The organism is Salegentibacter mishustinae (assembly GCF_002900095.1).
Taxonomy (GTDB): Bacteria; Bacteroidota; Bacteroidia; order Flavobacteriales; family Flavobacteriaceae; genus Salegentibacter; species Salegentibacter mishustinae.
This window is the reverse complement of the sequence record NZ_LLKN01000002.1, coordinates 401525-418821: the sequence shown is the minus strand read 5'-3', so window position 1 is coordinate 418821 and position 17297 is coordinate 401525. Positions and strand designations below refer to the sequence as shown.

At 37.2% G+C, this 17297-nt stretch carries 21 protein-coding genes; 12 read left to right on the top strand and 9 right to left on the bottom strand.

Annotated features, from left to right (window positions below; translation table 11 throughout):
- The first annotated feature begins 22 nt into the window (after nucleotides 1-22).
- The 4 genes from APB85_RS04840 to APB85_RS04825 all read left to right on the top strand — a co-directional run bounded on the left by APB85_RS04840 (nucleotide 23) and on the right by APB85_RS04825 (nucleotide 4656).
- On the top strand, nucleotides 23-1774 hold the full coding sequence (locus tag APB85_RS04840) for a BatD family protein (protein WP_057481005.1): 1752 nt from the start codon (nucleotides 23-25) through the stop codon (nucleotides 1772-1774).
- A 1-nt stretch (nucleotide 1775) separates the two neighbouring features.
- On the top strand, nucleotides 1776-2525 hold the full coding sequence (locus APB85_RS04835) for an SH3 domain-containing protein (RefSeq protein WP_057481006.1): 750 nt from the start codon (nucleotides 1776-1778) through the stop codon (nucleotides 2523-2525).
- Nucleotides 2526-2611: 86 nt separating this feature from the next.
- Nucleotides 2612-2893: a hypothetical protein gene (locus APB85_RS04830; RefSeq protein WP_146035371.1), complete on the top strand. Its 282-nt coding sequence runs from the start codon at nucleotides 2612-2614 to the stop codon at nucleotides 2891-2893.
- Nucleotides 2894-3096: 203 nt separating this feature from the next.
- Nucleotides 3097-4656, top strand: coding sequence for a SulP family inorganic anion transporter (locus tag APB85_RS04825; protein WP_057481008.1), 1560 nt, complete (start codon nucleotides 3097-3099; stop codon nucleotides 4654-4656).
- A 44-nt stretch (nucleotides 4657-4700) separates the two neighbouring features.
- On the opposite strand, the gene APB85_RS04820 is transcribed toward APB85_RS04825, so the two are convergent.
- Nucleotides 4701-5246, bottom strand: a complete 546-nt coding sequence (locus APB85_RS04820) for a CvpA family protein (RefSeq protein ID WP_057481009.1) — start codon at nucleotides 5244-5246, stop codon at nucleotides 4701-4703.
- Nucleotides 5247-5387: 141 nt separating this feature from the next.
- Here APB85_RS04820 and APB85_RS04815 point away from each other — a divergent pair, with 141 nt between their 5' ends.
- The 4 genes from APB85_RS04815 to APB85_RS04805 all read left to right on the top strand — a co-directional run bounded on the left by APB85_RS04815 (nucleotide 5388) and on the right by APB85_RS04805 (nucleotide 7438).
- On the top strand, nucleotides 5388-5744 hold the full coding sequence (locus APB85_RS04815) for a hypothetical protein (RefSeq protein WP_057481010.1): 357 nt from the start codon (nucleotides 5388-5390) through the stop codon (nucleotides 5742-5744).
- 66 nt (nucleotides 5745-5810) lie between these two features.
- Entirely contained in the window at nucleotides 5811-6830 is a 1020-nt protein-coding gene (gene pheS / locus APB85_RS04810) for a phenylalanine--tRNA ligase subunit alpha (RefSeq protein ID WP_057481011.1), read from the top strand.
- A gap of 45 nt (nucleotides 6831-6875) precedes the next feature.
- A complete protein-coding gene (locus tag APB85_RS17270) occupies nucleotides 6876-7043 on the top strand; it encodes a hypothetical protein (protein WP_160319233.1) in 168 nt (55 codons plus the stop codon).
- Nucleotides 7043-7438, top strand: coding sequence for a hypothetical protein (locus tag APB85_RS04805; protein WP_057481012.1), 396 nt, complete (start codon nucleotides 7043-7045; stop codon nucleotides 7436-7438). Before APB85_RS17270 ends, APB85_RS04805 begins: the two co-directional genes overlap by 1 nt.
- Nucleotides 7439-7443: 5 nt before the next feature.
- Here the strand turns inward: APB85_RS04805 and APB85_RS04800 are convergent, their stop codons facing one another.
- Nucleotides 7444-8439, bottom strand: a complete 996-nt coding sequence (locus APB85_RS04800; protein ID WP_057481013.1) for an NAD(P)H-dependent glycerol-3-phosphate dehydrogenase — start codon at nucleotides 8437-8439, stop codon at nucleotides 7444-7446.
- Nucleotides 8440-8822: 383 nt separating this feature from the next.
- Between APB85_RS04800 and lysM the strand changes: the two genes are divergently transcribed.
- Nucleotides 8823-9326, top strand: coding sequence for a peptidoglycan-binding protein LysM (gene lysM, locus APB85_RS04795; RefSeq protein ID WP_057481014.1), 504 nt, complete (start codon nucleotides 8823-8825; stop codon nucleotides 9324-9326).
- 158 nt (nucleotides 9327-9484) lie between these two features.
- Here the strand turns inward: lysM and nadD are convergent, their stop codons facing one another.
- The 4 genes from nadD to APB85_RS04775 form a co-directional block, all read right to left on the bottom strand.
- Nucleotides 9485-10069, bottom strand: a complete 585-nt coding sequence (nadD, locus tag APB85_RS04790; RefSeq protein WP_057481070.1) for a nicotinate (nicotinamide) nucleotide adenylyltransferase — start codon at nucleotides 10067-10069, stop codon at nucleotides 9485-9487.
- The gene (gene gmk, locus APB85_RS04785; protein WP_057481015.1) at nucleotides 10062-10655 is read right to left on the bottom strand and encodes a guanylate kinase; all 594 of its coding nucleotides are present in this window, start codon (nucleotides 10653-10655) and stop codon (nucleotides 10062-10064) included. The genes nadD and gmk overlap by 8 nt, the downstream gene beginning before the upstream one ends.
- Nucleotides 10656-11513, bottom strand: a complete 858-nt coding sequence (locus APB85_RS04780; protein WP_057481016.1) for a YicC/YloC family endoribonuclease — start codon at nucleotides 11511-11513, stop codon at nucleotides 10656-10658.
- A gap of 116 nt (nucleotides 11514-11629) precedes the next feature.
- Nucleotides 11630-12598: a YheT family hydrolase gene (locus tag APB85_RS04775; protein ID WP_057481017.1), complete on the bottom strand. Its 969-nt coding sequence runs from the start codon at nucleotides 12596-12598 to the stop codon at nucleotides 11630-11632.
- 200 nt (nucleotides 12599-12798) lie between these two features.
- Between APB85_RS04775 and APB85_RS04770 the strand changes: the two genes are divergently transcribed.
- Together APB85_RS04770 and APB85_RS04765 are read left to right on the top strand one after the other, a co-directional pair.
- Complete coding sequence (locus APB85_RS04770; protein WP_057481018.1) at nucleotides 12799-13293, top strand: acyl-CoA thioesterase; 495 nt, start codon at nucleotides 12799-12801, stop codon at nucleotides 13291-13293.
- Nucleotides 13294-13509: 216 nt separating this feature from the next.
- Complete coding sequence (locus APB85_RS04765) at nucleotides 13510-13995, top strand: hypothetical protein (RefSeq protein WP_083482172.1); 486 nt, start codon at nucleotides 13510-13512, stop codon at nucleotides 13993-13995.
- Nucleotides 13996-13997: 2 nt separating this feature from the next.
- On the opposite strand, the gene APB85_RS04760 is transcribed toward APB85_RS04765, so the two are convergent.
- Genes APB85_RS04760 through APB85_RS04750 form a run of 3 tightly spaced genes read right to left on the bottom strand, consistent with a single transcriptional unit; the run spans nucleotide 13998 to nucleotide 16046 of the window.
- On the bottom strand, nucleotides 13998-14897 hold the full coding sequence (locus APB85_RS04760) for a DMT family transporter (RefSeq protein ID WP_057481020.1): 900 nt from the start codon (nucleotides 14895-14897) through the stop codon (nucleotides 13998-14000).
- Nucleotides 14890-15243 (bottom strand): arsenate reductase family protein, encoded by a 354-nt coding sequence (locus APB85_RS04755; RefSeq protein WP_057481021.1) that lies wholly within the window; start codon nucleotides 15241-15243, stop codon nucleotides 14890-14892. Before APB85_RS04755 ends, APB85_RS04760 begins: the two co-directional genes overlap by 8 nt.
- 11 nt (nucleotides 15244-15254) lie before the next feature.
- Complete coding sequence (locus tag APB85_RS04750; RefSeq protein WP_057481022.1) at nucleotides 15255-16046, bottom strand: DUF3298 and DUF4163 domain-containing protein; 792 nt, start codon at nucleotides 16044-16046, stop codon at nucleotides 15255-15257.
- A gap of 88 nt (nucleotides 16047-16134) precedes the next feature.
- Between APB85_RS04750 and APB85_RS04745 the strand changes: the two genes are divergently transcribed.
- The gene (locus APB85_RS04745; RefSeq protein WP_057481071.1) at nucleotides 16135-17277 is read left to right on the top strand and encodes a trans-sulfuration enzyme family protein; all 1143 of its coding nucleotides are present in this window, start codon (nucleotides 16135-16137) and stop codon (nucleotides 17275-17277) included.
- The last annotated feature ends 20 nt before the right edge of the window (nucleotides 17278-17297 follow it).

Here is a 17297-nt window from a genome sequence, read left to right as displayed (position 1 = left end):
CTTAAAGAAAGGAATTTTATAGATGAAGTTGAAATTTTTAATACTTAGCATTTTATTTTTTACCGGCCTTAGTTTGCAGGCCCAGGTGAGGTTCGAGGCCAAAGTAAGCAAGAATAAGCTTGGGGTGAACGAACGTCTAAGGGTAGATTTTGAAATGAACCAGGATGGTGATAATTTTCGTCCACCTTCTTTTGATGGATTTACCGTAGTGGGCGGCCCTAACCAGGCGGTAAGTAACCGTTGGATTAATGGCGACCGTACGTATTCCAAAACCTATTCATATTACCTACAACCAAATTCACGAGGCAGAAAAACCATTGCCCAGGCAGAAATAACCGTAGATGATAAGGTCTATAAAACTACACCGGTAGATGTGGAAGTTACTGCCGCAGTAGAAAAACCTACCGATGGCGATGATTCAGAATTAATAGCTTCAGATAATCTTCATTTGGTGGCAGAGGTTTCTGATGCCTCCCCTTATTTAAATGAAGGTATTACGGTAGTATATAAATTATATGTGAGTCCGCGAATTAGCGTGAGTAATTTTAGGGAAGTAGACAGTCCTAAATTTTCAGATTTCTGGAGTCAGAATATCGAAATAAGAGAATTAAGACCGGAAAATGGGGAATATCAGGGAGAGCCTTATCGCTATGTAGTGCTTAAAAAAGCGGTGCTTTATCCGCAAAAAACCGGAGAACTGGAACTTGAACCGCTTACCTTGTCGGTTTCAGTAGATGTGCCTAGTGACAGGAGAGATATTTTTGGAAGCAGAATTTACAAAACCATCAATAAAACAGTGGCTGCCGGTACGAGGACCATAGATGTAAAACCATTGCCCGATGGGAAACCCGCAGGATTTACCGGTGCGGTTGGGAAATTTAGTATGGATGTGAGTACCACCAAGGAGAAGCTGAAAGCTTCAGAATCTTTGGAGGCTAAAGTGGAAATTAGAGGAAACGGAAATTTAAATTTATTTGAGTTACCGGCTTTAGAAGTGCCATCTTCTTTAGAAATGTATAGTCCTGAACGAATAGAGAACGTTACCACAACGCTTAATGGGAAACAGGGAAGCATTATAGACAATTACACTATTGTGCCAACCCGTAAGGGCCAATATCCAATTAAACCGCTTAATTTCTCTTATTTTGATCCCCAGAGCGAAACTTATAAAAGCCTTTCTTCGCAAGAAATCGTAATAGAAGTGGAAGAAGGCCCGGCCACTGGAGGAAATGTTGTTGCAGGTAATAACAGGCAATCTGTTAACCTTCCTTCAGAGCAATTCAGATTTATAAAAACAAATACCAATTTAAAACCTTTAGATCAGCAGGCATTTTTTAGATCCTGGACTTTTTGGGGTTCTTTGTTTTTACCTTTTGCAGCAATTCCATTATTTATTCTATTCGGAAAAAGAAGAGATGCAAAAGCAGCTGATGTTACCGGAAACAGGAGAAAGAAAGCCGATAGACTGGCAAGAAAATACCTTTCTGAAGCGAAGAAGAACCTTGGTAACCAGCAAAGCTTTTATGAATCGCTGGAAAGGGCAATGCATAATTATTTGAAAGCCAAACTGCATATCCAAACTGCCGAAATGAGTAAGGAAAGGATTTCAGAAATATTAAGAGAAAAAAATGTTGCTGATGAAACTTCAACCGAATTTATCGAGGTATTAAAAAGTTGTGAATTCGCACGCTACACCCCGGCATCAAATACTGCACAGCACGAAGATTACGAGAAGGCAGTGAAAGTAATTTCCAAACTTGACAAAGATTTGTAATATGAAAAAACAGGTATTTATATTACTCCTATTTTTATCGACTTTGGCGCAGGCTCAAAACCCAGAGCTTTTTGAAGAGGCTAATAATGCCTATGCAAACGAGGATTTTGAAACTGCCATAACCAAATATGAGAAGATTCTTGAGAACGGGGAGACTTCGGTGGCGATTTATTATAACCTTGGGAATGCACATTATAAACTAAATAATGTAGCCTCCAGTATTTATTATTTTGAAAAAGCGCTTCAGTTAGATCCTACAGATGAAGATGTGCAAAACAATATAGAATTTGCACGAAGTACGACTGTTGATGATATTCCGGTGAACGAAGAAACTGGTTTTCAGAAGAAATTTAATAGTTTAATTTCTACTTTTTCCTATAATACCTGGGCTTACCTGGCTATCGCCCTGTCAATAACTTTTGTGATTTTATTTTTACTTTATTATTTCAGCCGAAATTCTTTGCAAAAGCGCATCTTTTTTGGAGTAGCGATATTTGTTTTTCTCTTAGGTGGCATTTCAGTGTTTTTCGCATTTCAGCAACAGGAAATTCAGTTTAATAATCAATTTGCTATAATTTTTGCAGAAGAAGCTCCGGTAAAAAATGAGCCATCACCACGGGGAGAGGCTGCATTTAGTCTTCACGCGGGTACTAAAACCAGGGTTCTTGAAGATTACCAGGAATGGGTGAAAATAGAGCTTCCTAACGGGACACAGGGATGGATAGAAAATAATTATTTGAAGCGACTATAAGGAATATTGATGCTAGTTTTACATTAAAGTATGAGTTTTCTTTTTAGTTAGAAGCATTTCTTAGTATTTTTGCCGTTATGAAAAGAATGGCTTACATACTAACCTTCGTATTTATGGCGTTTATCGCAACTCCAAGTATTGTAGCCTATATTGATAATTCTGTAGATGTTTCTTTTGCATTTAATGTAAATGAAGAAGAAAGTTCTTCAAAAAATGAGATCAATCTGGAATTTAATCTGGAGGAACATCATTCAAATTATATTAGTATACAGTATCTACAGGAACATACACATACCGAAGACATTTATACAGAAAGCTATCCAATAGTGTTCCTGGATGTTATTTGCCCACCGCCCAAAAGCGCATAATCTAATTTAACTTTTACTGAATTTTTATAAGCTTTCTGCAATTTTTTGTAGAGAACACACCTTGATATTAAAGTCTTTTTGTGTCAAAAATTCTATTCGATTATTTAAAAATTAGATTACTGAGATCAATACAATTCGTTTAAAACCAACTTCAGGTATATTAATTCCTGAATAATTGATCTCAACTTCATAAAGCGTTTTATATGTTTAAACATCTTAATAAAGATTTCCCAGCAAGTATTGTAGTATTTTTTGTAGCTATTCCGTTGTGTTTAGGAATTGCACTTGCCAGTGGAGCTCCATTGTTTGCCGGTTTAATTGCCGGTATGGTTGGAGGTATCGTGGTAGGTAGTATTTCAAATTCTCAACTTGGGGTAAGTGGTCCCGCAGCAGGCCTTGCAGTAATTGTTTTAAGCGCCATTCAATCACTTGGCAGCTATGAAATATTTTTGGTTGCTGTGGTAATAGCAGGACTTCTTCAAATAGTAATGGGAGCTTTAAAAGCCGGGATTATTGGGTATTATTTCCCTTCTTCGGTAATTAAAGGTATGCTCGCCGGTATAGGTATTACCATTGCAATTTCACAAATTCCAAACGTTTTAGGCTTTTCCAGTGATCTGGAAATTTTTTCCATTGATGGCGGAATTGGTTCTGCGTTAAGTAAAATTGCTGATAACCTTCATTACGGTAGTATATTAATCACTCTTGTTGCCCTGGCAATCTTACTATTATGGGAAAAAGTTCTTACTAAAAAGAGTAAAATATTTAGCATTGTTCCGGGACCTCTAGTAGCCGTTGCTATGGGGGTAGTTTACTATATTGTAGTAGATGGTCCAGTTTTTGGGATCCAGGATTTTCAATTGGTAACCGTACCGGTGCCAGATAGTGCCGCCTCTTTCTTTGGGCAATTCTCTATGCCTAACTTTGCTGAGATCGCAAATTCTGAAGTATGGGTTGTTGCAGTAACCATTGCTATTGTAGCCAGTTTGGAAACTTTATTAAGTGTTGAAGCTATAGATAAAATAGACCCGTTAAAAAGAACAACCAACACTAACCGTGAGCTATATGCACAGGGAGCCGGTAATATGATTTCCGGACTTATTGGTGGTTTACCGGTTACCCAGGTAATTGTAAGAAGTTCTACCAATGCTCAATCTGGAGGTAGAACAAAAATGTCTGCCATTTTACACGGTTTTCTTATTCTTTTCTCCATTATTGCTATTCCAACCGTATTGAATATGATTCCTTTGGCTGTACTTGCCGCAGTTCTTCTACTGGTGGGCTATAAGTTGGCTAAACCGGCTTTATTTAAGCAAATGTTTAAATTAGGGAAGGGACAATTTCTTCCTTTTATAGTTACTATTCTTGGGGTGGTATTTTTAGACCTTCTAATGGGAATAGGGCTTGGTTTGGCAGTTGGTATAGGTGTTATTTTAATTAATAGCTATAAAAACTCTCACTTCTTGCATAAAGAAGGTTATGAAAATAATGATGGTAACTATAAAATTACCCTTGCAGAGGAGCTTTCTTTCCTGAACAAAGGTGCTATTTTAAGAGAATTGAACGATATACCCGATGGTTCTACCGTATTGATTGATGTTAGGAAGACCAAAGTGCTGGATTATGATGTTTTAGAAATTCTGGATGAATTTGCTGTAAAAGCAAAACGTAAGGATATTACCATTAAACTGGTTTCCGGTAGAGGAGAAGTTACCAATCCCGATAGCTTTAGAAGATATTTTGGCCTGGACGTTCCGCTTTAGAACTTTAAGCCAAAAGCTAATTTTGCAAAGAGGAAGTCTATACTTTAGACTTCCTCTTTTTTATTTTCAAAAAGTTCACTTTCATCATCCAGCAGGTCTCTTTCCCTGGCTTCTCTTAAGATTGAAGGAAGCACTGCTGGCGCAATAACTCTAACCGGAGCATACAGTTTAGAGTCTTCAAGTTTTTCTTTGCTAACCAGTTCTATCTCTTCATTGGTAGCTGCAAAAAACATAATTATTACACTGGCTATAAAAGCCATTTTTAATAATCCGAAACCGGCGCCTAGTAATTTATTTACGATGCCCAGCGCGGCAAAACCGGCCATTTTAGTTAAAATCTTTCCTGCCAGCGAGATTAGAAAAACAATAAGAACAAAAGTGATGGCAAATGCGATTAGGTTTACATATTCTGAATCCCAATTCATATTTTCAGAAAAGAAATCGCTTAAAATATATGAGAAATGAATAGCGCCGTAAATTCCGGCTACTATGCCCACCAGGGAAGCGATCTCGGCCAAAAGCCCTCTAAAAAATCCTCTAACGAGCCCATAAAGCAGAAGTAAGGCCAGGACGATGTCTACTGTATTCATGTTTCAAATATAGTAAAATACCAGTGGTAAGCTTCCTATATCTTATAGTGAATAAAACTATGATTTTGTATAGAAGGTGGACTAACATTTTAAGTGTCTCCAGAGGGTTAATTCAAAAAGTAAGATATTATCTTTGTGGGCATGACACGAGACGAAAATTTGAAAGGTAGATGGGATGGTTTGCAAAAAAAGCTTTCTAACCAGTTTGCCGATGGAGAATCAATGGATCTGGATGCGATAATTTATGTAATTGGTGTTCAGGAATTGGGGCAGCCTCATAGAAAATTTAAAAAAGATCATAAAATAGATCTAATGCATATTGCTATTTGCCGTTTGCTGGAACCATACGGTTATTATGAATTTGATTATTTTGATGAAGATGGCTGGCCACATTATAAGATTTTGGAACAATTACCTACGCTTAAGGCCGGTGAGCAATCGGTTTTAATGAAGGAAGCAATTGTAAATTATTTTATCAATAACGAGTACATAGATTAAAGGCGCCACGTGCTGCCTAAAACTACATTTTTACTAAATTTGCCCTTCTGAAAAGAAAAGGATCTCATGATAGATAAAATTAAGCAACATATAGCTGAAGTAGAAGCTTTTAAAACCGAATCGGCTAAAGAAGTAGAAGCATTCAGAATTAAATACCTGGGAAAAAAGGGAATTTTAAACGATTTCTTCGCTTCTTTCAAAGAAGTACCTAACGAGCAAAAAAAGGAATTTGGCCAGGCGGTAAACTCGCTTAAAAAGGCCTCTGAGGCCAAAGTTGCTGAGTTGAAAGAAAACCTGGAAAGCAAACAGGAAGAAAAGGGAGTTTACGGTGATCTTTCAAGACCGGGAGAACCTATTGAAATTGGCTCAAGACATCCTATTTCTATCGTTAAAAACCAGATTATAGAGATCTTTTCTAACATTGGTTTCAATGTTTCTGAAGGACCCGAAATGGAAGATGACTGGCATAACTTTACCGCGCTTAATTTGCCAGAATATCACCCGGCACGCGATATGCAGGATACCTTTTTTATTCAGACAGATCCAGATATTTTATTGCGTACCCATACCTCTTCGGTACAGGTGCGATATATGGAAAATAACAAACCACCAATTAGAACAATTTCTCCGGGAAGGGTTTTTAGAAACGAAGCGATTTCTTCACGTTCCCACTGTATTTTTCATCAGGTGGAAGGACTTTATATTGACAAGAACGTAAGTTTTGCCGATCTAAAACAAACCCTGCTTTATTTTACAGAACAACTCTTTGGCAAGTCTAAAATTAGATTAAGACCTTCTTATTTTCCATTTACCGAGCCAAGTGCTGAGGTAGATATTTACTGGGGGCTGGAAACCGAAACCGATTACCGAATTACAAAGGGAACCGGTTGGTTAGAGATTATGGGCTGCGGAATGGTAGACCCAAATGTGCTTAGAAACTGTGATATAGATCCAACAGAATATTCGGGTTTTGCTTTTGGGATGGGAATAGAACGTATAGCCATGTTGCTTTATCAAATTGGTGATATTAGAATGTTCTATGAAAACGATATTAGATTTCTTGAGCAGTTCAAATCCTCATTTTAACTAAAAAATTCTGGCGCAAAATCCAGAGCTTAATACAAGTGAATTATGAATAGAACTGGATTAATTATTATTGGTATTCTTGCGCTTGCAGTTATTATTATTTTGGTAGCTGTAAAAATAATTGAATTTGCATTAGGTGCGATTTTATTAGGGGTAGCTGCAATAATTTTATGGGGATTGTACAGATGGGCTAAAAATAAGATAGAAGATTAGTGAAGAAAGATATTGACATACCTGAAGTAGAAAACGTATATGTGGCGGCCGTAAAGGTCTATAATGAGTCTTTTAAAGTAGAGGAGTGGAACGCTTATCTTATAAACGATAGGGACGAAGCTATTGAGATGGCTTTAATTGTAAGTAAAGGCTATGATAATAAGAAAGAAACCTCTGTTATACGCCATAAGCTGGAAAAACTTCCCTCTAAGTCTTTTGCTAAAATTGAATTTATCCAGGAAGAAGTGCTCGCCCTTAATAACCAATTCCAGGTTACTTTTTTTGCTGATGGTAAAATGTTTGAAAAGAAATATTTATTCAGAAAAAATAGCGTAAACGAAAAAGCTTTACGTGAAATTCCTATTATCCCAAATAAAGGAGTTTTAGCCGAATAATAGGCTTAAGTAAGCTTTTCTGCCAGTTTCTTAATTACTTTTTTAGGGTTTTTCCCTTCATAAAGAATCCCATATACCGCGTTTATTATGGGCGTTTTCGCGCCTTTATCTTTATTAATTTTATAAGCACTTTCGGTAGCATAATAACCTTCTGCAATCATACTCATTTCCATTTGGGCGCTCTTTACGGTGTAGCCTTTCCCAATCATATTCCCGAACATACGGTTTCGGCTAAATACGGAATATCCTGTTACAAGAAGATCTCCCAGGTAAGCAGAATCGTTTATGTTACGCTTCATACTATGTACTTTCTTGATAAAGCGTTTCATCTCTTTTATGGCATTACTCATCAATACACTCTGGAAGTTGTCTCCATAGCCCAATCCGTGCGCTATACCGGCGGCAATGGCGTAGATATTCTTCAGCATTGCTGCATATTCGGTTCCGGTTACATCATCGCTTAATTTGCACTTAATGTATTCGCTGCTTAGATTATCGGCCAGGATCTTTGCCTTTTTCTCATCGGTACAGGCAATGGTAAGGTAAGAAAGCCTTTCCAGGGCTACTTCTTCAGCGTGACAAGGCCCTGTGATCACCCCGATATTATCGGCCGGCACGTGATGATATTCTTCAAAATGCTCACCTACTATGAGGCTGCTTTCAGGAACAATTCCTTTAATAGCCGAAAATATGATCTTATCTTCCAGGGAAACCGTTAAAGCATCTAACTCTCGCTTTACAAATGCCGATGGGATAGCGAAAATAAGAAAGTCTGCTGCAGCTACTGTTTTATTGATATCACTGCTCAGTTCTAACTGGTTAATATCAAACTCAACCGAGCTAAGGTAATTTGGGTTGTGTTCCTGTTTTCTAATATGCTCAATGGCATAATTACTACGCATATACCAGTAAATGGTATCTACATTTTCACTCAGCATCTTTACAATCGCGGTAGCCCAGCTACCTCCGCCAATCACGGCAAACTTTGGAGATTTATCCATAGGTTGGTTTTCTGTAATTCAAAAATAAACAAATTTCTAAGTATATCTAAAGAGACAGGGTTTATAAACCTATTTCTTGCGGAATATCTAAGAAATACCGATAAAAATTTAACATATATAAATTATGTCTACGGCAATTCTAAAGGTTTTTGAGCGTTGTCTTATAGACGACGAGTCCTTCTTTTAAAAAAAGACGGATTTTCTTAGTTTTTTTGGTTGGTTATTTAGTTTGAAAACCGCAAACTCACAATTTAGTTGTGGTTTGCGGTTTTTGTTTTCTATACTTGTTCGTAAGAAAATCTAACAAAAATTTAGGCTTTCATATATGCGGAACACAAATATTCTTTCGTACTTTTCTTTTTACTAACTTAGTAATCAGACTTATGGGAATATTTTCATTTATAAAAGATGCCGGAGAGAAAATCTTTGGAAAAGAAAAGGAGAAAGAAGAAGAACATATAGAAATAACAGAAGCAAAAAAGGAAATAGTAAGAAGGGAGAATGCGAAAGCGGCAGAGAAACTTCTGGAAACGATAAAAGGTCTTGATTTAACCGTAGAAAATCCTGTAATTAATATTGAAGGAAATACCGCTACAGTTTATGGACTGGCAGATTCCCAGGCTATTCGTGAAAAAATAGTGCTTGTAATCGGTAATTCTGAAGGTATCGCGAAGGTAGACGACAGGTTAGCTGTAAAAATTGAAGCGCCCGAAGCTAGTTTTCATACCGTAGAACGAGGCGAAAATTTAAGTAAAATAGCAAAAGAGCATTACGGTGATGCTAATAAATATACGATGATCTTTGAGGCTAATAAGCCAATGCTTAAAGATCCTAATAAGATATATCCAGGGCAGGTTTTGCGAATTCCACGCCTGGAGCAGAAATAAAGATTAAAGACTGTTTAAAGTTTTTGAGGTTGTTACATTGAGGGCAGTCGACGTCCTATAGCTTGTAGTTCCACAATGAAAAAAGTAGGTTCAATCAGCTAACCCGAACAGCTAAAATGAGATTTTTAAACAGTCTTTTGTTTTTTAAGCCTTAAAGACTATTTAAAGAAATTCATCAGTTTAATATAATCCCAAACCGAATCTGGTAACATGGGTTTAATGAATTTCCCTTCCTTTACCGATTTTCTAATGAAAGTAGAAGAAATCTCTACTACAGGAGCTGCTATCCGTTTAATTTTAGGGTGATCTTTAAATTCATTTTCAACCTTTCCGCCAGAAATTCTAGGATACACATAAATTTCATGGTTTTCTAAGATCACCTCGTAATTCTTCCATTTATGGAAAGTTTTCAGGTTGTCTTCTCCCATAATTGGGCAAAACTCATTGGTGGGATATTTCTCCTGAAGGTGTGCCAGGGTGGTACTGGTATAATTGGGTTGTGGCAGGCTAAATTCAGCATTAGAAGGCTTTAAATGCTCATAACCTTCGCAGGCTTTATAAACCATCTCCAGGCGGTGATGATTTTCTAAAAGCGTATTTTTCTTTTTATGCGGATTATGGGGTGTGACCACCAGCCAAACCTCGTCTAAATCTGAAAATTCGGCCATGTGGTTGGCAATTATAAGGTGACCAATATGAATAGGATTGAAGGTCCCAAAAAATAAACCTACTTTCCTATTCATCCTTATTTTCATTTTTTACGCCTACATAACTTGCAACAAGATCGTAAGCTTCCTTAAGCGCTGTGCCTAAATGATGATTTTCTATGATAAAATCAAATTGCGGCGCCGTAGCCAATTCAATAGAGGCTTTAGCTACACGCATGCTTATTTTATCATCGGTTTCGGTTTTGCGCTTTTTCAGCCTTATTTTTAATTCTTCGATGCTAGGTGGCTTTACAAAAACCGCGAGGGTTTTCTCTGGATAGATGTTTTTTATATCCAATCCGCCAACAACATCAATATCAAAAATCACGTTTTTACCTTCTGCCCAAATGCGTTCTACTTCGCTTTTTAGGGTGCCGTAAAAATTATCGCGGTATACCTCTTCCCATTCCAGGAATTCATCGTTTTTAATCTTCTTTTTAAAGTCCTCTAAAGATAAAAAGTAATAATGCTGTCCGTCTTTTTCTTCGCCCCTTGGAGCACGTGAAGTAGCCGAGGTCGAAAATTCCAGGTTTAGCTCTTTATGTTTCAACAAATGTTGGACTATCGTGGTTTTTCCCGATCCTGAAGGTGCCGAGAAGACGATAAGTTTACCATCGCTCATTTAGAGTACGTTTAAAAGTTGTTCTTTAATCTTTTCAAGCTCATCTTTCATTTGCACCACCAATTGTTGCATAGGGGCGTAGTTAGATTTGCTTCCAATCGTGTTGATTTCACGTCCCATTTCCTGGGAAATAAAACCCAGTTTTCTACCGTTAGAATCCGGTGAATTTATGCTTTCGTTAAAATAAGCAAGGTGGTTTTCTAACCTTACCTTTTCTTCGGTAATGTCAAATTTTTCAATGTAGTAAACCAATTCCTGTTCAAAGCGATTTTCATCTACATTCTCCTTAAGATCGGCAATTCCTTTTCTTAGACGTTCTTTTACAGCAACAACCCTTTCTGGATCAATTCTTAGAACTTCCTGTAACAAAGCTTCAATATTATTCACTCTAAGTTTCAGGTCTTTTTCTAATGCTTCGCCTTCGTCTTTTCTAAATTGATTGATCTCTTCCAGCGCTTCAATCATCGCGTCTTCAATCGCTTTAAATTCAGATTCGTCTATTTCCTCACGTTCGGTGGTAACAGCATCAGGCATTCTTACCGCCATTTTCAGCAATTCGGTCTCATCGCCGTCAACAATACTTTTTAATTGTTGCATATAATTTTTAACCACCCCACGATTTACAGAAGCCGTAGTTTCTTCGCCAGTTACCTCTACATAAAGGGAAAAGTCTACTTTTCCGCGAGTAAGTGATTTTGAAATTGTATTTCTTAGCAGGAGTTCTTTTTCGCGATACTGCGAAGGAATTCGGGCGTTTACATCAAGGTTTTTGCTATTTAGCGACTTGATTTCAACGGTTACTTTTTTGGATGGGAGCTGCGTTATGCTTTTCCCAAAACCTGTCATTGACTGAATCATGAGTGATTTTTAAGCTTGTGCAAAGATAATCAATTCTATAGCAGGGCAAAGCCGGGAAAAGGGTATTTTGCAGATTCTGAAGTTATTGATTTTGAAAATTGCCTTTTGCCACGGGCTTATGTTGGTTTAACCTGCGTGATAAATTTTAGGGCTCTTTCTTCGTGGTAATAGGCTTTATTATGCTGAATATAACCTACGTGCCCACCGTGTTTAGGAGTTTCTAAATGAAGAAATTCCGAATTTTTTGCTATTTCTGTTGGGTAAGAATTTGGGGAAAGAAAAGAATCATTTTTCGCATTTAACAGAAGTGTAGGAATAGTGATGTTTGGTAGAAAACCTATACAGCTGCATTTTTTATAATAATCTGAAGCGTTTTTAAACCCGTGTGCTTTGCTGGTGTATAGTTCGTCTATGGCCAGTAGCGAATTACATTGTGTGATTTCTTCTTTGCTAATTTTTTCAGGAAAATGGGTTTGCCTAAGCTGCAATTCCTTTTTTAAATTTTTTAAAAAGCGTTTTGAATATAGAAAATTATGTGTTTTGTTAAGTTCTTCCAGGGACGCACCAAGATCACAGGGCGTAGAAACTGCAACTGCCGATTTAATTTCTGATGGAATATCTTTTTGCTCGCCTAAATATTTTAGCAGTAAATTGCCTCCAAGACTGAAGCCAATCAAACCGATTTCTTTATACTGATTTTCCTGCTGCAAATGTTTAATTACCGCTTGTAGATCTTCGGTAGCACCGCCGTGATAACTGCGATAAAGCCGGTTCATTTCTCCACTACAACTCCTAAAATTCATAGAAGCCACATCCCAGCCATTATGCTGAAATTGTTTTGCCATTCCCAACATATAAGGTCGGTTTGCATTGCCCGCAAGACCGTGAAGCAGGATAATGATTTTATCATTTTTTGGAGAATAAAAACCACGTTCTAAATCTAAGAAATCACCATCGCTTAATTCTATACGATCTGTAGTGTGAAAACTAAAGTCTACTTTTCGCAACGTTGCAGCATAAATGCTGGATACGTGAGGATTTCTAAAAATCCCGGGAGCTTTATATTCGGTTTTGAGTATAGGCATAGCGGGCAAAGTTAAGTAGTATTATGCTAAGTGAATAATCTTGTTGATAATTCTGTGAGATATTAAATCTGTTACAAATTGGCTTTGAAAGAATTTGCTTCTAAAGACCGCGTTAAACCTTAATTTGGTCCCTTAAAAATTTTAAAATAATTATGCGTGCATAATATTTATGCTTAGTTTTATTAAAAAATAGGAAGAAAATGTATACCAAAGAATTTGAAATACGCTGGAGTGATATAGATGCAAATAGACATTTGGCGAATACGGCTTATGTGAATTTTATGAGCCATACCAGGATGGCTTTCTTAATGGAAAACGGTTTTGGCCAGGAAGATCTTGCCAGAGAAAATATTGGCCCGGTGGTCTTTTATGAACATATCTATTACTTTAAAGAAGTTTTTGCCGGTAAACCTATAAAGGTGACATTGCAATTAAAAGGCCTTGCCGAAGACGGTATGTACTTTGAATTTTTGCATAATTTTTATGATGAAAATGGTCAAAATTTTGCTAGCTGTGAGATGATGGGTGCCTGGATAGATCTAAAAGAAAGAAAACTCACAAAACTTCCAAAAGCGCTGCGCGATAATTTAGACAGCTTGAGCCATACCGATGATTTTAAAATTTTAACCAAAGAAGATACCCGGAAGTTTGGAAAAAAACCAAAACATTTAAATCCGGAAAAAATAGGATTTTAATGCTTCCTTCTTTAGAAATACTTAAATTTCCGTATCAAAAAACATAGTTTTTACATAAAATCAGATAAAGAACAAACCCGGGAGATCCTTAAATTTTCCGGGATTGCTTTTTTAGTATTTCTAGCTATTGTATTAGCCGCTTTATTCTTTGAATGGTATTATTTACCGCTGTTTATAGCTCCCGTAATTCTTACAGTCCTGGCACCTTTTATTGATATGCCTCAAGGTCGAAAAAAAGGAAACCTGATCTACTACACTCCACTTTTTATCACTGAAAAAGAGAAAGATGGAAGAATAATAATTCACGGGGGAACTTTGTTTGACTATTACTATATGATTGATAGAAATTGGAAGGGAAAGCAACGTATAAGATTTATTTTAAGTCAATATATTTTAGGATTGGTGAAGCTTAGTGAATCCTTCAGCGAAAAAGAGGCGGAAAAAATCACCCTGGAAGGTACAAGTTATATTCTTAACGACAGGACTGCAGAAAAACTGGGTTTCCGTAGAAAAGAAACTAATTTATTACAGCGATTTATTCTTACTTATAATTATCTGCAAATACTCCTTGCAAATTCAATAGCAAAGGGGAAATTAAGTTTTCCAACAATAGGCAGGGTTAGCACTTTTACGGCGCCACTTTCAGTAATAAAAGCCAACAAAAATTACCTATATAAACTAGCGGAAAAACTAGAAGATTAAAACTACGCCCTAACTTCGGTTTTCTTTTTGGTCACCATATAAACGCCTACGAATACCAAAATTGCCGCTACTGCTTTTACCATATTAAGCTCATCGGCACCGGTCAAAATCGCATACGTAATCGCGATTAGTGGTTGGAGATAAATAAATACACTTATAGTGGAGGCCGAAAGTTGTTTTAAAGCATAAATATTAAGTAAATAAGTAGAAAAAGTGGTTCCTGCTACCACAAAAGCCATCTTCCAAATAGCATCAAACGGCAAACTTGTCCAGTTTACTTCGGTGAATTCACTAATGGTGATCGGGAAATTGATAAGAACTCCTATAAAAAATAACCATTTCATTAAAGTAAGCGCATGATATTTTTTGGTAAGTGGTTTTACTAAAATGAGGTAAAGTCCGTAGCTAAAAGCGTTTACTATAAAAAGAATATTTCCTAAAGGAATGTTTGGGGCATTGCCGGTACTATCGGTACTAAAAAGCACCAATACCAAAGCCCCCGCTAAACCAACAATTATTCCAAGGGTTTTGAGTAAAGTTATGCGCTCCTTTATTAGAATAGAAGCCAGGATAAGCACCATAACCGGTGACAGCGTTACAATTACCGAACTGTTAATTGGAGTAGAGAGGCTTAGGCCTTTAAAGAAAAACAACATATTAATTGCCATTCCAAAAACGGCACAGCCTAAAATTCTTGGCCAGTCAGAAGTAGCGATCTTTTCTTTGGGCCCTAACCAGCTAATTCCCCAAAATAGTACAGCTGCGCCAAAAACTCTTAAAAAGATAAATCCAAAAGGTTCAATATAAGTAGGCATCACGCCCTTGGCAATCGTGTGGTTGAGTCCGTAGATCGCACTTGCGCCAATGGCTGCGAAAATTGCCAAAATACGTTGGTTATCCATGCACGGCTGCTTTGGCCGCCGCGACGGTTTTCTTAGAATTTCCTATAAAAATTTCATCATTATTGATAATTACCGGTCTTTTTAGAAAAGTATAATGATCCAGAATAAGCTCTTTATAATCAGCCTCAGAAAGCTCTTTTTTATTCAGTTCCCTTTCGCGATAGAGGCGTGCTCTTCGACTAAATAAAGCTTCATAACTTCCTGCAAGTGCTTCCATCTCTTCCAGTTGCTCTTTGGTGATTTCTTCCTCTTTGATATCCTGAATCTCAAAAGAATCAGGCAAATTCAGTTCCTTTAAAATCTTTTGGCAGGTGTTGCAGCTAGAGAGGTGATAAACTTTTTTCATGGTGGTTTAGTTTAGTAAATAAGCCATTGTGCTACTTTGTTCTTCGGAATAGATAATTTCAATTCCCCTTCTGCATAACTGGCGGCTTCATAACGATTATAGACCAGAATCACCCGATTTTTGGTAACGGCTATATTTTCCGGAAGCGCAAATTTATCATTTTCAAAGAAAAATCCTTTGGCATTGATGTTTTCTCCTTCCGGAATTTTATATTTTTTTCTGAATTCTTTTTCTGCAAAATCTTTAAAAGCCTCGAGGTCTGAAAATAAATCGTCTTTTTCCAGCAATTCGCCTGAAGTAACATCAAAATTAGCAAAGCGTTTAGCACCATAGCCGTGAGCGCCGCCGGTAAAAATATAGAAATCGGTCTCCAATACCAGTAAATCTTTTGTCTGACTTAAAACCGATTGTGAAATTTCAATTTCGTAGCCGGCTTCGGAACTTGGGAAATCATTTTTAAAATTCTGGTAATCAGTAATAAATTCTTCTATCGCTGCTTTTATATTCTCGGCATTGGTGTCTTCTTCGGTATTATTGAATATTTTAGTAAGGATTTTTTCGTTATATTGATTCATAGCCCGTGCAGCTTCACGATCTTCCCTAAACTTTAAATAATTCACTCTAATTTTAGGGCAATTTCCGCTTTTACAGGCCTCAAAATCTTTAGGCAAGAGACCTTCGTCGTAAAAGCTTAAGGCTTCGGTATCACCTTTAACCTGTTTTACCCGGGAATCAGTTTTTTCTTCGCGACAGGAGGTGAATAAGAGAAAAATCGCTATAATGGGAACTAATTTTTGATACATATAGGAGGCTGTTAAATACTTGAATAAAGATAAACCTATTTTGCTTAAACACAATGAGTCTGCTACATTTGCTATAAACCGAAGACTTATGAAATTTAATACCAAAACAATACATGGAGGCCAGGAAAATATAGATCCGGCATACGGTTCTATAATGCCGCCAATATATCAGACCACTACCTATTCGCAAAGTACACCCGGTGGCCACAAAGGATTTGAATATTCACGAAGTGCAAATCCTACAAGAACCGCCCTCGAGAAGTCTATGGCGAGTATTGAGAATGGTAAATTTGGTATTGCATTTGGTTCTGGTCTTGCGGCTATAGATGCTGTTTTAAAGCTTTTTAAACCTGGGGATGAAATTATTACCACGAACGATCTATACGGCGGATCTTATCGTTTGTTTACTTCCATTTTTGAAAAGATGGGGATTAAATTCCACTTTATTGGGATGGGGGAAGCTAGCAATATTGAAAATTACATCAACGAAAACACTAAACTGCTTTGGGTAGAAACGCCGACTAACCCGATGATGAATATTATTGATATTGAAGCAGTTTCTAAAATCGCGAAAGCAAACAATTTGTTGCTGGCGGTAGATAACACTTTCGCCACTCCATACTTACAACAACCTCTAGACCTGGGAGCCGATATTGTAATGCACAGCGCTACAAAATATTTAGGCGGGCATAGCGATGTAGTAATGGGTAGTTTGGTAGTGAGAGATGAAGACTTAGCTGACAAACTTTATTTTATTCAAAAAGCGAGCGGAGCTATTTGTGGGCCGCAGGATAGCTTTTTGGTTTTACGCGGAATAAAAACGTTGCATCTTAGAATTCAACGTCACTGTGAAAATGGAGAGACAGTAGCGAAATTTTTAAGATCACACCTAAAAATAGGAAAGGTCTACTGGCCCGGATTTGAAGATCATCCCAACCACGATATTGCGAAAAAACAGATGAAAGGTTTTGGAGGAATGATTTCTTTTACCACTAAAGAAAACACCCTGGAAAGTGCTACAAAGATTGTAGAAAACTTAAAAGTGTTCACTTTGGCAGAATCACTTGGCGGCGTAGAATCTCTAGCCGGACATCCTGCAAGTATGACGCATGCTTCTATCCCGAAAGAAGAAAGAGAAAAAACCGGGGTAGTAGATTCCCTAATTAGGTTAAGCGTAGGAATTGAAGATGAAGAAGATCTAATAAACGACCTGAAGCAAGCTTTGGGGTAATTTGACTTTTCTCAGAAATA

Excerpts from the sequence above, each read along its gene's own strand:
- APB85_RS04745 (WP_057481071.1), top strand. The coding sequence starts at position 16,135 with ATGAAATTTAATACCAAAACAATACATGGAGGCCAGGAAAATATAGAT.
- nadD (WP_057481070.1), bottom strand. The coding sequence starts at position 10,069 with ATGAATAGGAAAGTAGGTTTATTTTTTGGGACCTTCAATCCTATTCAT.
- pheS (WP_057481011.1), top strand. The coding sequence starts at position 5,811 with ATGATAGATAAAATTAAGCAACATATAGCTGAAGTAGAAGCTTTTAAA.
- APB85_RS04840 (WP_057481005.1), top strand. The coding sequence starts at position 23 with ATGAAGTTGAAATTTTTAATACTTAGCATTTTATTTTTTACCGGCCTT.
- APB85_RS04815 (WP_057481010.1), top strand. The coding sequence starts at position 5,388 with ATGACACGAGACGAAAATTTGAAAGGTAGATGGGATGGTTTGCAAAAA.
- APB85_RS04770 (WP_057481018.1), top strand. The coding sequence starts at position 12,799 with ATGTATACCAAAGAATTTGAAATACGCTGGAGTGATATAGATGCAAAT.
- APB85_RS17270 (WP_160319233.1), top strand. The coding sequence starts at position 6,876 with ATGAATAGAACTGGATTAATTATTATTGGTATTCTTGCGCTTGCAGTT.
- APB85_RS04765 (WP_083482172.1), top strand. The coding sequence starts at position 13,510 with ATGCCTCAAGGTCGAAAAAAAGGAAACCTGATCTACTACACTCCACTT.
- APB85_RS04775 (WP_057481017.1), bottom strand. The coding sequence starts at position 12,598 with ATGCCTATACTCAAAACCGAATATAAAGCTCCCGGGATTTTTAGAAAT.
- APB85_RS04750 (WP_057481022.1), bottom strand. The coding sequence starts at position 16,046 with ATGTATCAAAAATTAGTTCCCATTATAGCGATTTTTCTCTTATTCACC.
- APB85_RS04820 (WP_057481009.1), bottom strand. The coding sequence starts at position 5,246 with ATGAATACAGTAGACATCGTCCTGGCCTTACTTCTGCTTTATGGGCTC.
- APB85_RS04800 (WP_057481013.1), bottom strand. The coding sequence starts at position 8,439 with ATGGATAAATCTCCAAAGTTTGCCGTGATTGGCGGAGGTAGCTGGGCT.
- APB85_RS04825 (WP_057481008.1), top strand. The coding sequence starts at position 3,097 with ATGTTTAAACATCTTAATAAAGATTTCCCAGCAAGTATTGTAGTATTT.
- APB85_RS04780 (WP_057481016.1), bottom strand. The coding sequence starts at position 11,513 with ATGATTCAGTCAATGACAGGTTTTGGGAAAAGCATAACGCAGCTCCCA.
- APB85_RS04830 (WP_146035371.1), top strand. The coding sequence starts at position 2,612 with ATGGCTTACATACTAACCTTCGTATTTATGGCGTTTATCGCAACTCCA.
- APB85_RS04760 (WP_057481020.1), bottom strand. The coding sequence starts at position 14,897 with ATGGATAACCAACGTATTTTGGCAATTTTCGCAGCCATTGGCGCAAGT.
- gmk (WP_057481015.1), bottom strand. The coding sequence starts at position 10,655 with ATGAGCGATGGTAAACTTATCGTCTTCTCGGCACCTTCAGGATCGGGA.
- APB85_RS04755 (WP_057481021.1), bottom strand. The coding sequence starts at position 15,243 with ATGAAAAAAGTTTATCACCTCTCTAGCTGCAACACCTGCCAAAAGATT.
- APB85_RS04835 (WP_057481006.1), top strand. The coding sequence starts at position 1,776 with ATGAAAAAACAGGTATTTATATTACTCCTATTTTTATCGACTTTGGCG.
- lysM (WP_057481014.1), top strand. The coding sequence starts at position 8,823 with ATGGGAATATTTTCATTTATAAAAGATGCCGGAGAGAAAATCTTTGGA.